Annotated in this window: 11 protein-coding genes and 1 pseudogene; 1 reads left to right on the top strand and 11 read right to left on the bottom strand. The window is 58.0% G+C overall.

All coding sequences use genetic code 11. From position 1 onward, the window contains the following. Positions 1-1,141: 1,141 nt before the first annotated feature. Positions 1,142-1,666 carry a transposase gene (locus EN780_RS41555; protein ID WP_245265439.1) on the bottom strand — a complete coding sequence of 175 codons (525 nt, stop codon included), beginning with the start codon at positions 1,664-1,666 and terminating at the stop codon, positions 1,142-1,144. A 91-nt stretch (positions 1,667-1,757) separates the two neighbouring features. Next, positions 1,758-2,132 (bottom strand): annotated as a pseudogene (locus tag EN780_RS41550) (IS110 family transposase); the annotation flags it as partial. Positions 2,133-2,833: 701 nt separating this feature from the next. Between EN780_RS41550 and EN780_RS13600 the strand changes: the two are divergent. Then, complete coding sequence (locus EN780_RS13600) at positions 2,834-3,751, top strand: LysR family transcriptional regulator (RefSeq protein ID WP_024505887.1); 918 nt, start codon at positions 2,834-2,836, stop codon at positions 3,749-3,751. A 48-nt stretch (positions 3,752-3,799) separates the two neighbouring features. On the opposite strand, the gene EN780_RS13595 is transcribed toward EN780_RS13600, so the two are convergent. The 9 genes from EN780_RS13595 to EN780_RS13555 form a co-directional block, all read right to left on the bottom strand. Further along, positions 3,800-4,603: a TIM barrel protein gene (locus EN780_RS13595; protein WP_024505888.1), complete on the bottom strand. Its 804-nt coding sequence runs from the start codon at positions 4,601-4,603 to the stop codon at positions 3,800-3,802. A gap of 164 nt (positions 4,604-4,767) precedes the next feature. Beyond that, positions 4,768-5,829 (bottom strand): LacI family DNA-binding transcriptional regulator, encoded by a 1,062-nt coding sequence (locus EN780_RS13590; RefSeq protein ID WP_024505889.1) that lies wholly within the window; start codon positions 5,827-5,829, stop codon positions 4,768-4,770. 272 nt (positions 5,830-6,101) lie between these two features. Further along, positions 6,102-7,388: a dicarboxylate/amino acid:cation symporter gene (locus EN780_RS13585; RefSeq protein ID WP_126063813.1), complete on the bottom strand. Its 1,287-nt coding sequence runs from the start codon at positions 7,386-7,388 to the stop codon at positions 6,102-6,104. A 377-nt stretch (positions 7,389-7,765) separates the two neighbouring features. Then, positions 7,766-8,527, bottom strand: coding sequence for a sulfotransferase (locus EN780_RS13580; RefSeq protein WP_024505871.1), 762 nt, complete (start codon positions 8,525-8,527; stop codon positions 7,766-7,768). 289 nt (positions 8,528-8,816) lie between these two features. After that, complete coding sequence (locus tag EN780_RS13575; RefSeq protein ID WP_029356621.1) at positions 8,817-9,605, bottom strand: ABC transporter permease; 789 nt, start codon at positions 9,603-9,605, stop codon at positions 8,817-8,819. Positions 9,606-9,608: 3 nt separating this feature from the next. Next, on the bottom strand, positions 9,609-10,523 hold the full coding sequence (nodI, locus tag EN780_RS13570; protein WP_024505873.1) for a nodulation factor ABC transporter ATP-binding protein NodI: 915 nt from the start codon (positions 10,521-10,523) through the stop codon (positions 9,609-9,611). Between the two features lie 260 nt (positions 10,524-10,783). Continuing rightward, positions 10,784-12,109, bottom strand: coding sequence for a chitooligosaccharide synthase NodC (nodC, locus tag EN780_RS13565; RefSeq protein WP_032899868.1), 1,326 nt, complete (start codon positions 12,107-12,109; stop codon positions 10,784-10,786). Between the two features lie 15 nt (positions 12,110-12,124). Further along, positions 12,125-12,784, bottom strand: coding sequence for a chitooligosaccharide deacetylase NodB (nodB, locus tag EN780_RS13560; RefSeq protein ID WP_126057632.1), 660 nt, complete (start codon positions 12,782-12,784; stop codon positions 12,125-12,127). Next, positions 12,781-13,371: a NodA family N-acyltransferase gene (locus EN780_RS13555; protein ID WP_024505875.1), complete on the bottom strand. Its 591-nt coding sequence runs from the start codon at positions 13,369-13,371 to the stop codon at positions 12,781-12,783. Before EN780_RS13555 ends, nodB begins: the two co-directional genes overlap by 4 nt. Positions 13,372-14,300: the final 929 nt, after the last annotated feature.

The following is a 14,300-nucleotide window of genomic DNA, read 5'->3' as shown; positions in this document are numbered from 1 at the left end:
ATCACGCTTGGGCAACTGACAAAGCCCAATGCTCATAAAGCCGGATCAGGTCCGGCCGGTGTGTGGCGTAGGTGCAGTATGACGATGTGAGCCGCTACACCGTGCGCGTCTCCCAGTCTGTCCATAGGCTCGGAAGAAGTCGGACCCGGTCAGTTGCAACTCCCTTTCCCAGCACTCCACTGCCCGGTAGAGCGCATGAAAAATCTCCTTTCGGGCGGTTTCTTAAGACGCTCGCCACGCCATGAGGCAGTGGGGGCATCGGTGTGCGTCAGGTGCTTCTGCCCATGCAGGATTCCAGAACATTGATGAAATCGTTTGTTTCGATGAAAGGCATCCACACTTTGGATAGTTGACCACGCGTTTCAAAGATCGTGAACTACATCTCGTCGTTGTGCTCGACGCACTCCCGACAGAGCGCAACCTCATGGGCGCGGCATGCAGGATTAACCGAGCCCAGCCGGTCATGAGTGCGGCCGGCGCTCGGCTGCTCGATTATTTGCGCGATAAGCTCGCGACCATGTCCGCGGAGGTATTCAAACTTAACGCTGCGTCCGGGAGCTCTTGCCCTCCAGTTCGCGACGCTCTCCCGCCCATCCAGTGCTCGTTTATTTCGTCGGATAGTTTGACCCGGCTCTACCGAATCGCCGCTTCAGGATCATTCTTCCCGATTTCGTCACGCTCGTATTTTCTGCCGCGTCCTACACCGATTGGGCGCGAACAAAACTGAGCGCCTTGGAACCCGAACCCGTGCGTCGTGACCGGGAGCATCCGGGGCGAACTCATCCGCTCGGGGGCATCGCATCACCGGACGGCGACAGGCACGGTCGACCGGCATCTCGGCATCGGCTGGGAATTCGTCCATGGTCTGCATTGGCGACGACGCTTCCTGAGGCCACGTAGCCCTTATGCCAAGCTGGGCGCCCGGTTTGCGGCATCCGTGCCTACCCTCTTCGGACCTCGTGGGTTCCAACCGGCGACGAGGCGTGCATAGGCGCCCTCGGCCTGCTCCACCCAGCGGCGCTCTTCTTCCCGGTGGCTCTTTATGTTGTAGGCGTGCGCTCCCTTTTGGCCGCGCACAGCCTTGCTCCCGGCCTTGAGTTCCACATCGCGCAAGCTTCTTGGCATGCAGGGAGGGTCGAGCCTACGCGTAACTCTCGCCCTTCTCAACAGATGACAGATCACGACAGAGAGTTTGCGTGCGGTTGCCACGGCCGCGACATGCTGTCCGCGCCGGGCTCGCACGCCGCAGGGAGAAGGCTCGCAACGGTCCGGGAGCACGAGCGGCCGCCCAGGCCGCCTCGACGAGCATGCCGCGCGCATGACCACGGCCCTGCTTGGTGATCCGCCCATGGTAGGCCGGACCTGGCCGGACTGCTGGACGCTTGGGTTCAACCCGAGATAGGTCACGAGCTTCTGCGGATCGTCGAAGCGCGACACGTCGCCGATCGCCGCCCTTCATCGCCAGCGCGACGGTGATGTCGACGCCGGGAATGGTCATCAGCCGCTTCACGCCTTCATCCTCGAGAGCCGAGCGGACAAGATCGCGTTCGATGACCTGGAGGTCTTCGCCCAATCGGTCGAACTCGCGCAGATGCCCATCGATCGCGAGGCGCTCGTCCTGCGGTACGACCTGCTCGATTACCAGGTCCGACCCTTGGCGCCGCACAGGTCGGCATGCGGGCAGGACGGATCAGGTGGCTATGAAGGATCGACTGGATGACGCTCTTCAATCGAGATCTCTGTCGGACAATCTGATTGCGCCGTGTCACCTGTCGACGCAGAGCCTGCGTCGGCTCGTCCGCAATCCAGACTTCTGGCAAGAAGCCGCTGGCATAGAGCTGCGCAAGAACGTCGGCGTCGATCGTCGTTTTGATCTTGGCATAGGCAACGATAAACACCTGTTTCGGCTTGGCGATCCCCACCTTCTTCACATGCGGCGCAATCACAGCTGCAGCGGACGTCGCGCTGCCGGTGGCCTCGATCACCCCGACATCGTTCGGCGACAGCTTCGCGGCGAACGCCGCCAGCAGATCGCGCCGCATGTCGACGCGGCCGAGTCGCCTGAGCCTGCCCTCCTCCCATGCCACTGCTTCGGCGAAGGCGCGGTGAATATCCAGTCCGATGATAAGCATGCCCGTTCCTCCTTCTTGGCTCGGTCAAAGACGGGAGCTGGCGGGCAACACGACATCTACTGATCCGCGCTCGCAGCGCATCCGGGAAAGTCGCCAGGGGCGGCCATGTAACGAGCTCGGGCTCTCAGCCCACGGTCTATTGACGGCCTGCCTGCACCTTTGTGCTCCCGGTGCCCCACGTCCCGGATGGGCTCACCATAAGGGCGTTCCAAAACAAGAACAGCAGGACGAGAAGACACCACAGATCACATACCGGATAGCGGCAAGGCCAAGCGCTTCGTTCAGATAGGCTTGCGCCAATGGGCTTAGGCCGAGCCTACAACAGCTCTCAAAAACGCTGCCGGACTGCTGCATTGGCTCGCCGATACAATTGGCACAGGCCTCACGGCAGCTTAGGATCAAACCGCCCATCAGTCGCCTCGGACTGGAAAGGTGCACCCTATTAGATTCCACGCCCAGCTAGGTCGGGGCCGCCGAAGACGCTGGTTGATAGCCCGGCGCCATCGGCCCGGCGTTTCAAACTGCCAATCTCTGACCTGCACAGTACGAACGATTGCTCGCTTCGGCAGATCACGCGGCTCATATGTCGGACCTTAACGTCATCCATCATAAACTTTTTGCGACAAAAGATTGCAAGAATGCTAAATTGTTAAAGTCGTTTGTTTCGGTTAAAGGCATCCATCCCATGGATGGCTGATGACATGCGTTTCAAAGGACTTGATCTAAATCTCCTCGTTGTGCTCGACGCACTCCTGACGGAGCGTAATCTCTCGGCGGCGGCACGCAGGATCAACCTGAGTCAGCCCGCCATGAGTGCGGCCGTCGCCCGACTGCGCGATTATTTCCGCGATGAACTGTTTACGATAAGAGGTCGCGAACGATTTCTAACCCCGCGTGCGGCAGCATTTGCCCCCGCAGTTCGCGACGCTCTCCAGCACATCCAGTGCTCGATTATTTCTTCGGATCCGTTTGACCCAGCTCGAGCCGATCGCCTCTTCAGGATCATTCTTTCCGATTTCGTCACGCTCGTGTTTTTCGAAAAGCTTGTGGAGCGTATTTCACGGGAAGCCCCCGCCGTCAGCTTCGAACTGCTGCCTGTCGACGATAGCCCCGATGAGCTTCTCCGGCGCGGTGACGTCGATTTTCTAATTCTACCGGATATGTTCACGTCGAGTGTGCATTCAAGCATTGCGCTGTTTGACGAGAAGCTCGTGTGCGTAGGCTGTCCCACAAACAAGCAGCTGCCACAGCAGCTTACATTCGAGAGATACATGTCGATGAGGCACGTCGCGGTCAGGTTCGGGCGTACGATGAAGCCGTCTATCGAGGAATGGTTTTTGCTTGAGCATGGCCTTAAGAGACGTGTCGAGGTCGCCGTGCAGGGCTTCAGCATGATTCCACCTATGGTGTCCGGCACAGCTCGTATAGCGACCATGCCCTTACGGCTGGTCAGGCATTTCGAAAAAACGTTCCCCCTGCGGGTTATCGAACTTCCGCTGCCATTTCCCACATTCACCGAGACCCTCCAATGGCCGGCCCTCCACAATAGCGATCCGGCAAGCATCTGGATGCGGGAGATAATGATACAGGAGGCATCTCGGATGGCTGCCCCGCTGTGAACCCTCGGAAAATTCAGGCGCACCTATAGTCACTACACCTGTCACCATCTACTTTGACGACAATAGCCCTCGCCGGATAAAGTCGATGCTGGCGGCAAGTGCGCCTGCGAGATCGTCCAGAGAATGGACTTCCTCGATCAGCTCGAACGAGAAAGGTCCCGCGTAGCCGCCATCCAGCAGCGCCTGAATCTGGCTGCCATTGTCGGAACCTGCAAGAAAGCGATCGGGGTAAATCCAGAAGGTCGGGTCGTTTACGCTTGAAATGTGCACCAGGCCGGTAAGCTCGCAGAACAGGCATGTCTCCCCGGCCAGGGTGTGGTGGAACGTGTCGTGCACGAGGCGAAAGACGGACTGGCCATCAACCGCGGCAACGGCCTCGGCCGCTTCCTTCTTTGATCGAAGCGAGCAGGTTCGGAAACCCAGCGGCTCGATGAGACCGATCAGACCCCGCGACTGGAGGATTGGCTTGATCTCGTTTAGAGCGAAACGAAGATTGTCCTGGCGCTCGCTATTGGTGGGCCACGAGCTGCGGTTGGCCGGCACCAACACGAGCGTCTCTGCCCCGCACGCCGTCGCATAATCGGCGAGGTTGCTTGCCTCGGCCTGACGCGTTGGAGTCCAGTCGTTGAACCGCTGCAAGGCGTTGACAGAGATGATCGTGACGCCCGCTTCGGTAGCGGCAAACCGAACGTCCGCAGCCGGAATGCCGCGTGCGACAGGATTGCTGAAATGAGGGTAACGGATTTGGACGTCGGTCAGGCCTTGGTCACGGGCAAGCGCGAAAAGCGCACTGACGTCAAGGCGGGGCGCCGCCATGTGATCGAGTGCAAAGCGGGGCGATACCTGGCGCATTGCTTGACTTTCCTTCCATGAAGCGCGGCTGCCATTTCGGCATCCGGCTTCTTTCAAGACGGAACCACGCCGGTTCACAGATCGGACAGAGACGGCCGAGTCAATCGAGCTTTCCTTTCATCGGTGAAAGGAAAATGGGCGCTCATGATAGAAATCCATCAAGGTCAAATATTTTCCGGAAGATAAATGTCGAACGGCAGAAATGTCTGCCCCGGGCTCTCCGCGACGCCGGCTTTGATGGCCCGCTCCATTGCCATTATCAGCTCCTGGCAAAGTCGGCGCATTGGCGTGCCGACCGCCATCGTCAAGATGTCATCCGCAAGCGCCCCACGTGACTGCGGCGTCATTTCACTCACGATCGCGACGAGATCCTGACCGCTCCCCTCTTCTCGGAGCGCGGAAATTGCTCCCTCTATACCCCCGCCGGCCATATAGAAGCCGACGAGCTCTGGTTCCCGCTGCATAAGATCCAGCAATTTTTCGTAAGTGAGCTGCCGTTCATCAAGGTTCACGAGCGGATCAAGCACCTCGAATTTGGGCGCGTTCTCACGAAAATAGGCACGAAAGGCCGTTTCCCGCGTCGCATGCGCCTGGAAGCGATGGCTTCCGACAAACACCGCCACCTTGCCGGGCCGTTTTGCGGCCTTGGAAAACACCCAAGCGGCAGTCCGTCCGACCTTGCTGTTGTTGAGGCCGATGTAGCCCTCGCGCACGCCATCGGCGAAGTCGGATAACAGCGAAAATACCGGGATACCTTTCGCCTTGAGCTCCTCGACTGATGCTGTGATTTTCGGGTGATCGGCCGCCACCATGGCGATCGCCTGGCAGCGGCTTCCAAGGTCCTTAAGAAGCGGGAGCAGGTCACGCGGCAAATGTGACTGCGCGAACTCGATGATCGGAAGGCCGTGGAAGGATTTAGCCATACTGACCGACTCTTCAATATTGCGAGCGAAATCTTGGTAAAAATCGTGGGCAGGTTTTCTCAAGATGAAGCCCAGCTTGTAGTGCGGCAGGTGCTGCTGCAAGCGCTGTTTGATGAGACCGGCAGCATGATAGCCGATCGCGTGCGCGGCCGCATGGACCCGCTGGGCGGTCTCCTCTCGCACCGGAAGGCGGACGTTCAGAACCCGATCGACTGTTGCTACGCTGACTCCGGCTTCGCGGGCGAGATCGGCAATTGTGACGCGCTTTCCCCTAGCGATTCTGATCGGCCGGTCCTCCGTCATCCGGTGCGATCCCGCGACGGCTTGGGGCGGCAAGCTGAAATAGTTACCACACCCCACGGTTGATAACGCATTCGACGAACAGCGCTCCATGCGGACCCAGATGAGTTTCCGTGAACCGTTCGTTTGCTTAGGGGCTTCATGGTGTTGTATTACTCTCCGCGTTAGTACACTATTTCCAGCGCTCTTTGGAGGCCGGCAATTCGACTGCTGTGAAGGCCGTGACTTACACGTCGCGCTATTGCTTGCTTGCGGGGAGCCCGTTTGATGTAACCCTAACCGCGGAAAGCGGCTTCCATCCGGGACTGGTCCAATTCGCCTTCCCAGCGAGCGACAACGAGCGATGCCACCGCATTACCGACTAAATTCGTCAGCGCGCGGCATTCCGACATGAAGCGGTCCACGCCAAGAATTAGAGCCATTCCGGCAACGGGAACACTCGGCACGACAGACAGAGTAGCGGCCAATGTGATGAAGCCGGCGCCGGTGACGCCTGCCGCACCCTTCGAGGAAAGCATCGCAATTAGCAGCAGGAGGATCTGATCGGCAATTGACAAATCTGTGTTCGTCGCCTGCGCGATGAAGAGGGCGGCGATCGTCATGTAGATATTGGTGCCGTCCAGATTGAATGAGTATCCAGTAGGGATGACGAGACTTACGACCGAACGCGCGGCGCCGGCCTTCTCCATCTTCTCCATGAGCGAGGGCAGCGCGGCCTCCGAGGAGGACGTTGCCAGGACAAGCAGCAGCTCGTCCTTGATGTAGCGGACAAGAGAAAAGATCGAGAAGCCGTTGCAGCGGCAGACCACGCCGAGAACCCCGAACACGAAGAGGAAGGCGGTCAGATAGAACGTCGCGACCAGTATCGCGAGGTTGGCCACCGAACCGATTCCGTATTTGCCGATCGTAAAGGCCATAGCGCCGAAGGCGCCGATGGGTGCAGCCTTCATCAGAATGCCGACGAGCTTAAAAATGGGGGCGGTGAGCGCCTGGAGAAAGGTAACGACCGGCCTGCTCGTCTCTCCGGTCATCGCCAGAGCAATGCCGAACAAGACCGAGAAGAACAAGACTTGCAGGATGTCGCCTTCCGCGAAGGCACTGGCAATCGTTGACGGGATGATGTTCATCAGGAAGCTGGTCACGGACTGCTCGTGAGCCGTGGCCACATAGCCCTTAACGGCTTCGACATCGAGCGAGGCCGGATCGATGTTGAGGCCGGCGCCAGGCTGAACGATATTCGCGACAATCAGCCCGACAACGAGTGCAAGCGTCGAGAAGGTAAGGAAATAAACCATCGCCTTGGCGGCAACTCGGCCGACCTTCTGCAGATCGCTCATGCCGGCAATGCCGGTCGCAATTGTCAGGAAGATGACAGGTGCGATAATCATCTTGATGACTTTGATGAAGGCATCGCCGAGCGGCTTCAGGCTTTGGCCGGTTTCCGGATAGAGGTAGCCAATTGCGGCTCCAAGGACCATGGCGGCAAGTACCTGCACGTAGGTCCGGGCAAAATGGCGCTTGCGGGGCGCTGCGATCGCGCGGGGGACTCTTGGAACCAACATCGTTTCTCTCTCCCTGACCGGATCGGGGTGGGGGCTCCTCCTTCTCCCATGCTGCGCTCCGGTCGAGCGCTGCTGTCATCTCGGAGCAAGCGCCGTGCCAACTGGACGCCTGTCCCGTCCAGCGAGATTGGTGCAGTTGCGCACTGGAACCCTCCACCTTGCCGGAATTCTGCACTCGAGGCTCGCCAAAGATCGCGTCTGAGGAAGTGCTTCATCAGAGAGGGAATTGACCAGGTCGCCTTGCGCCCGTGCCCTTTGATGTTCGCCGCAGATCGACTGCCGGTTGCCTTGGTGACTTTGGTTTGTCAGTTTTGGAACGGAATGCGCGCAAACTGCAGGATATCCTACACGCCCATCAGAGCACGCGGTACAAGCGATTAAGCGTAGGAGCGCATTGAATCTCCGAGGTCAAAAAATCTTGAATAAGGTCCGCGTGCGAAGTGAATCCGCAACTCGTCAAAGTTCTCCACCGTTTGATCAAGCGGTCGCGTTTCCTGGCGCTGCAAGATGGCGTTATCTGATGGCTCAAGCGCTGGAACGCCCAGGAAATCCCAAACCGCTCCCAAGCATTGGGCAGGTTCGTGAAGTAGGCTCTCGTATTCCATTACAAGCAGGTTGGTCGACGTGAAGGAGTCCATAACGCGAGCGTGAAAATCGTCGGCGGCTTTGAAATAAGCCTCACAGTCGGCGATTGACAACCTGACGCTCGGTGGCCGAGCGGTATCGTTGTCCGAGCTGAACTTCAGCCACTGACCGCTTTCCCTGGCCTGCACAAAGGATCGGAGCGATTCCAATACGTTTCGGCGAACAACGAGGATGACCTTGAGTGCTGGCCAACGAGCTAATTCCGCAAAGAATGCTGGACGCTCGCGAAACTGAGGTTCATTGATCTTGCAGCCAAGATGCGTCACATTCTTGTAGTCGCGCATAGGGCAGCGCACATAGGCAAGCTCAAGAAGCTCGCGATCCGTGCCTAGCAGGCGATCCGTGCTGGGCCAATTGGGATCATATTCGTTTAGCAACTCACCGTTACTCAGAACGGTCGGATGCTCGTTTAGCAATTCTTCTAAATAGTGTGTTCCGGTCCTTGGCATAGCAAGGATCACAAAAGGCTCAGGAGTTGGTTCGTTGTGGGTCATTGCATGTGTATCCAACTAAATAATGGCCGCGACGGTCTGGGGACGCGCACAAGAAGCTTGGCTGCTATCGCTTGAACGCTCCGGGTGGGTCCGCGCGCCTCACCACCCAGCCTGTACTCCGAGGTGTGGTCGCGAAGATGGGCGCGTGCCTGCAGCGGCTGGGTGGCGCCCGGCTTCGGCGTTGTTGTACCACTCGCGATTCCTGGCACACGCATGCCTCCGGGCCGCTGGGGGCAGTTTGCAATCCGGCATTGCGGACCTCCTTCTCGTTGATGGGCGTAGGTAAGCGTCAACGCATTAGTCGTCGATGAAACAGTCCAGCCGACAGAAAAAAAGGCAATACAGCGAACATGCAAAGTGCGCCTATATGCAGCCCTACATTGTCGCCCAGGCGGCCGAGCATCACCGGACGGATTAGATCGATAGAATTCGCCAGCGGCGAGAAGGCCGCAATCTGCTGAAACACTCCTGGCAATTGGCCGACTGGAAAAACCGCGCCCGAAAGGAACAGCATGGGTGTGATGACAAGCGTCTGATAGAAAATAAAATAGTGATAACTGGGCGCGAGCGCGATGACGAGCATGGCCAGGCTCGCAAAGGCGAACCCGGTGAGAGCGATGACCGGCAGCACGTAGAGAACCGACGTCCACGCGGCATAACCTAGCGCGGCGGCAACAATCGCAATTGTCGTACCGGCCAGAAAGGCCTTTGTGGCTGCCCAGGTCAATTCACCGAGAACGATGTCGCCGAGGGTAAGTTGTGTGTGCAGGATTGCTTCCCAAGTGCCCTGATCGCGCATTCGACCGAAAACCGCGTAAATTGTTTCGAAGGTTGATGCTGTCATCGCGCTCGTCGCAACCATGCCGGCTGCCAGAAAGGCGATGTAGGATGCACCTTCGATGCGGCCTACCAACAGTCCAAGGCCAGTGCCGAGCCCGAAAAGGTAAATCATCGGATCAGCAAGGGTGCCGAGCATTGAAGCAAATGCCACCTTCTTCCATGCCAGATGATTGCGGCGCCACACCGCGATCCAGTTCCAGGCGTTGGCGGGTAGAGCGGCCGCAAAACGTTCACCCATTGCTCACTTCTCCATCTCACGTCCGGTTAACCTCAAGAAAACGTCCTCCAGACTGGGTGGACGCTCTAGAATACGCAGACCCGCTCGACCGCGAAGCTGGATGCGCACATCCTCCGGCTCAGGCGCATAGCAAAAGAGCGTCTCGCCGCTTACCTCGACACGCTGAACGTACGGTCTGATCAGCGAAATCAGCTCCTGTGGATTGCCGCCGAAGATCTCGATCACGTTGCACCCAATGTACTCGTCGATCAGCGCATGAGGACTGCCCTCGGCGATCTTGCGTCCCCGCTCGAGAACACACAGCCGATCACAAAGCCGCTCAGCCTCTTCCATGAAATGGGTGGTCAAAATGATCGTTTTTCCGCTCGCCAGCAGGAAACGAAGTCGCTCCCAGATCAGATGGCGGGCATGCGGGTCGAGGCCGGTCGTGGGCTCATCCATCACAAGCAACTGGGGGTCGTTGATCAGAGCACGTGCCAGCGTCAGGCGCCGCTTCATCCCGCCGGATAGCAGGCCGACACGTGAATCCGCCTTGCTCTCAAGGCGAGCGAACTCGAGGAGCCGTGGGATGACGGCGTTGATCTCTCTTGTACTCATGCCGAAGTAGCGCCCGAACACCAACAGGTTCTCGCGTACCGTAAATTCCAGGTCGAGATTGTCGAACTGCGGGACCACGCCTATGCCCTTGCGGGCCAAGCGGCTGCGTGCCGGCACTGGTAGACCGAGGACTGTTATATCACCCGCGTCAGGCCGGGTCATACCGAGGAGCATACGCGCAATCGTGCTCTTGCCTGCGCCGTTCGGCCCCAGCAGACCGAAGCACTCTCCCGATGCAACGGTGAAGGACAGCCCGTCCACAACGAGCTTGTTTCCGAATAATTTGGTTACGCCGGTAAGGTCGATTGCTACATTGGACATGCGTCTATCTCAAGCGGAATGAGTCCGATTGGCCACCGGCAGCTTACTTGCGAATTCTGGTTCAGAGCAGGCCACCGCCTTGAGATGGCACCTTTGGAAAGTCGCGGCCGGAGCGACGCGTGTATCGCTTCCGCCAAAGAATAACGTCAAGATGCCACGTGTCGCTTCCAGATAGTTCCCGTTCTGACCATAGGTAACTCGAAAGCTTCACCCCGTGTCGACTGACACAACTTACTCGGTCACTCGGCGCTGCAAGGCCGTCAGACTTCACCAGCTGTGAGCGAAAGATCTGCAGTATGAAGTGACTCCGCAATTCCAGAATTGCCCGCAGCATTTGCTCCGGCAAGCGGCATCGCGCTTGTGATTTCCTTTGTGCTCCTGTTGGGCAGGGGAACACTTTTACGCGACAGCCAATCGCTATTGCTCAATGTACACAGGGCGTAAGCCTTCAAGGGGATCAACAGGAATATCCTGATTAACGCGTGCATTGAATAGCCGATGAATCGAAGCTGCCGAGTGCGGAAAGATAACACCGTAGATCTGATTATGGTCATCGTGACAATAGCCAGCACCGTCCACCAATTTACTGTATGTGAAAATAGTAGCTCACCGAGCGCCGTTACTACCGCGATGCCGAGCAACAATGGGCCGAGATTCTCTCCCATCACATCCAAAGTTAGATAGCGATCCAGGCCACGCAGTAGACCTCGCGCAAGCATCGTGTCCCGGAAGGTGCTTCGTGCCCAGCGGAGTTGTTGGCGCAAATAAGGTCCCATCTTGTCCGGAACGACTGTCGCCGCGACGGCACCTGGAACGTACTCGGTTCGAAAGCCTGCTTTCAGCATGAGGATCGTAAGATGACGGTCTTCACCGAAGTCGCTTGGTTTCCCCCTGAACAGCTGCGTCTCGTATTGATCCAGCAGAGAAAGGAGACAAGACCGGCGGTACATTGCACATGGGCCGCAGCAGCACATGACCGCACCAAAGCGACCTTGCGCCGCGCGCTCCTCATTGCAAGCCAGCCAGTATTCCATATCGATCAATCGGGTCAACCAAGTGTCGCTGCGGTTGTATGCCGTCAGCTGGCCCATGGCCGCTCCGACCATGGAATCCCGCATTTTTACTGCAAGCTTTGTGATGACGTCGGACGCAAGTGTCGTGTCAGAGTCGACGCTGAGCACGAAATCTCCAGATGAGCGGCGGATGGCGGCGATCTGCGCCTTGCGTTTGCCAACATTCTCGCGGAGCAGAATGAAATTGAATCTCGGGTCGCCCTCGTAGGCGTGATGTACCGGGATGACGGCATTACGATTTCCAGAACCGTCGTCAACCAGATAGACCTGAAATGTTCCGGCGTAATCTTGATTTGCAATGGAAGCTAAACACGCCGCGAGTGTGCGCGGGTCCTCATTGTAGCAGGGGATAATGACATCCACGCTCGGCCAACGGTCGGATCCGAACAAGCTTTCCGACGGCGGCGTAACATTTTCCGGTTGGGAGTAGACCGCTTGCATGCCTCTGTAAACAGTCGAGAGCACCGCATAAGACGAAACGGCAACAGTACTGGCTGTGGTGAGAAGGTCCATAGGATCTCTGTTTGTTCAGGGGTGTTGAGGAAGTGATCGGATTACAAATCCGCGGCCGTGCAATTCTGGAATTAGGCGTGACAACGCTGTCACCGTCTGGTCGCGCAGACTGGCTTGATTGCCTGGTTGCAATTCGTCGGGAGCGCACCCGTCGTGCAACAGCACGATTGCGCCCGGCCGGATATCGGCGAGCACTCTGTCGACGATGGCGTCAACGCCGGGGCGAGACCAGTCGCGTGGATCAATGGACCAATGGACGGGCGCCAATGCCGCACCCGCTGATGCAGCGATTACTTCTTCGGTCCAGATGCCATACGGTGCACGAAAGTACCGAACCATGGCCTGCGGGCAAGCCATCCCTATGACTCTGTTTGCCTCAACTATCTGGCAGTCGACTTCGACGGACCCGCATTTGGCCAGGTCCGGATGAGTCATCGTGTGGTTGGCTATACCGTGCCCGTCTGTAATAATTCGGCGAACGAGTTCCGGCTCGTCGGCCGCGTAGGCCCCAACAACGAAGAAGGTCGCCGTCACCTGATGTTGCGCCAGCACATTGAGTATCTGCGGTGTGAAAAATGAATTGGGACCATCGTCAAACGTCAGATAGACGCTGCGCTCTGCAGTGCCATCGGCATTGTCACTCTGCCCTTCGCATATGTAGTCCAGAGGCTTCATAGTTCCGGACCGTTCCGGTCGATCAGGGTACCGGACGGCCACTCGTCCATCGAGCGTCCGATCGGCGAAACCAACACGAGTACGTCTTCCAGGCGCGTGGGCGGCAGGTCGGGATGCACATCTGGACGGGTCGATCGTACGCGAACGCCCGACACAATGTTCGCGAGGCCGGCTCTGCAGAATCTTTCGACATGGTTTCGCAGCGCGTGCCGAACCGTGCCGAAAGCGAATGGAACACCCAACTGATGGAGCACTGGGTACGCCACGCGCATCGAAAAACCGATTCCGAGCCCTTCAAGATCCGGACGAACCGCGTACAGGCCCAATTCAGCGACGATCAAGTCGACCTCGCCAACTTTGATGAAGCGCCGCAGCATGCCGATGTGAGCCGCTACCCCATGCGCGTCGTAGCCGATTGCGCGGAATTCCGGCCTCGCGCCGGCCCAACTGCGGCCGCCTTCGAATGGCTCCGCGTTGAAGGCGCCAGTCCGTCCATAGGTCTTTCGAAAAAAGTCGGAGAGTTCGACATGGTCGGCCAGTTGCAGCTCATTTTCCCAGCACAACTTCCAATCGACATTCGGGCGCATGGAAGACCTCACCTTGGAGCTGTCTGGTTGAGATAAATGTCCAAGCATTGGTTAAATAATTGGCATCGCACCAACGGGGCGTAACTTGTGGAGACCGCCGAAAGACCAAGCCGTAATGCAGATGCGACTGACTTTGTGCGCCCCGCACACCAGATGATGCTCCTCGGATCCAACGCAACCATGGGAACTACCTATCTTTCCAACTTGAAGCGCCTCTATGGGACCTGCAGCAAAAACGGTAAAATCCTTTGTTTAGATGAAAGGTATCCACGCTTTGGATAACTGGGCGAATGCGTTCCATATGGCTGGTCAATTATCGTCGTCACGCTCGAGGCACTTCTGACGAAGCGCAAAGCTCACGCCCGCGGCACGCGCGGCCGTTGCCGGGCCGCGCGATTATCTCCGTAAGAGCCGAGCGGAGCTCAGACACGACGATTGATCAGAATCTGATTCGCGGGTTCAGTATCTCTTTCGTGTATCCAGCTCTGGGCTGTCCTTTGGCGGGAGTTAGGTTCGCCCAGGTTCTGAGCCTGGGGCGTCGGCCCGTTCGCCGCACAGGCTCCTTCGCACATCGTCGAGGCCGAGAAAGAGGGGGCCACACAGCTCCCCCTGTACTTTCCACCACCCGACACCAGCGCTCACCCAGGGCGCCGGCCTTGCTCACCTCAACGGATAGCGCACTCGCGCCGCTTCACGATTAAAAGAATTCTACAAGCAGATGCCTGTTTGATCGTGAGACGTCCGCTGCCAATTCCCGCATCGCAGAGGCAGCCAATAGCGCTCGCTTCACATAGTGGTCCGGCAAGCAGCTAGATACGACAGGTGACCTCAAATGAGGCGTCTTGCATGGCTTCTACACCTGCCTGAATGCCAGAACTGCGTTCGTACCGCCCATGGCGAAGGCGTTGCTCATGGCGACGCGCACCTTG

It is taken from the genome of Mesorhizobium sp. M4B.F.Ca.ET.089.01.1.1, from assembly GCF_004022605.1.
Lineage (GTDB): Bacteria > Pseudomonadota > Alphaproteobacteria > Rhizobiales > Rhizobiaceae > Mesorhizobium > Mesorhizobium abyssinicae.
This window is presented reverse-complemented; position numbering and strand designations above follow the sequence as displayed.

Bases quoted from the DNA above. Each gene is read 5' to 3' on its own strand.
- EN780_RS13575 (WP_029356621.1), bottom strand. From the start codon at position 9,605: ATGGGTGAACGTTTTGCGGCCGCTCTACCCGCCAACGCCTGGAACTGG.
- EN780_RS13580 (WP_024505871.1), bottom strand. From the start codon at position 8,527: ATGACCCACAACGAACCAACTCCTGAGCCTTTTGTGATCCTTGCTATG.
- nodB (WP_126057632.1), bottom strand. From the start codon at position 12,784: ATGAAGCCTCTGGACTACATATGCGAAGGGCAGAGTGACAATGCCGAT.
- EN780_RS13585 (WP_126063813.1), bottom strand. From the start codon at position 7,388: ATGTTGGTTCCAAGAGTCCCCCGCGCGATCGCAGCGCCCCGCAAGCGC.
- nodI (WP_024505873.1), bottom strand. From the start codon at position 10,523: ATGTCCAATGTAGCAATCGACCTTACCGGCGTAACCAAATTATTCGGA.
- EN780_RS13595 (WP_024505888.1), bottom strand. From the start codon at position 4,603: ATGCGCCAGGTATCGCCCCGCTTTGCACTCGATCACATGGCGGCGCCC.
- nodC (WP_032899868.1), bottom strand. From the start codon at position 12,109: ATGGACCTTCTCACCACAGCCAGTACTGTTGCCGTTTCGTCTTATGCG.
- EN780_RS13555 (WP_024505875.1), bottom strand. From the start codon at position 13,371: ATGCGCCCGAATGTCGATTGGAAGTTGTGCTGGGAAAATGAGCTGCAA.
- EN780_RS13590 (WP_024505889.1), bottom strand. From the start codon at position 5,829: ATGACGGAGGACCGGCCGATCAGAATCGCTAGGGGAAAGCGCGTCACA.
- EN780_RS13600 (WP_024505887.1), top strand. From the start codon at position 2,834: ATGCGTTTCAAAGGACTTGATCTAAATCTCCTCGTTGTGCTCGACGCA.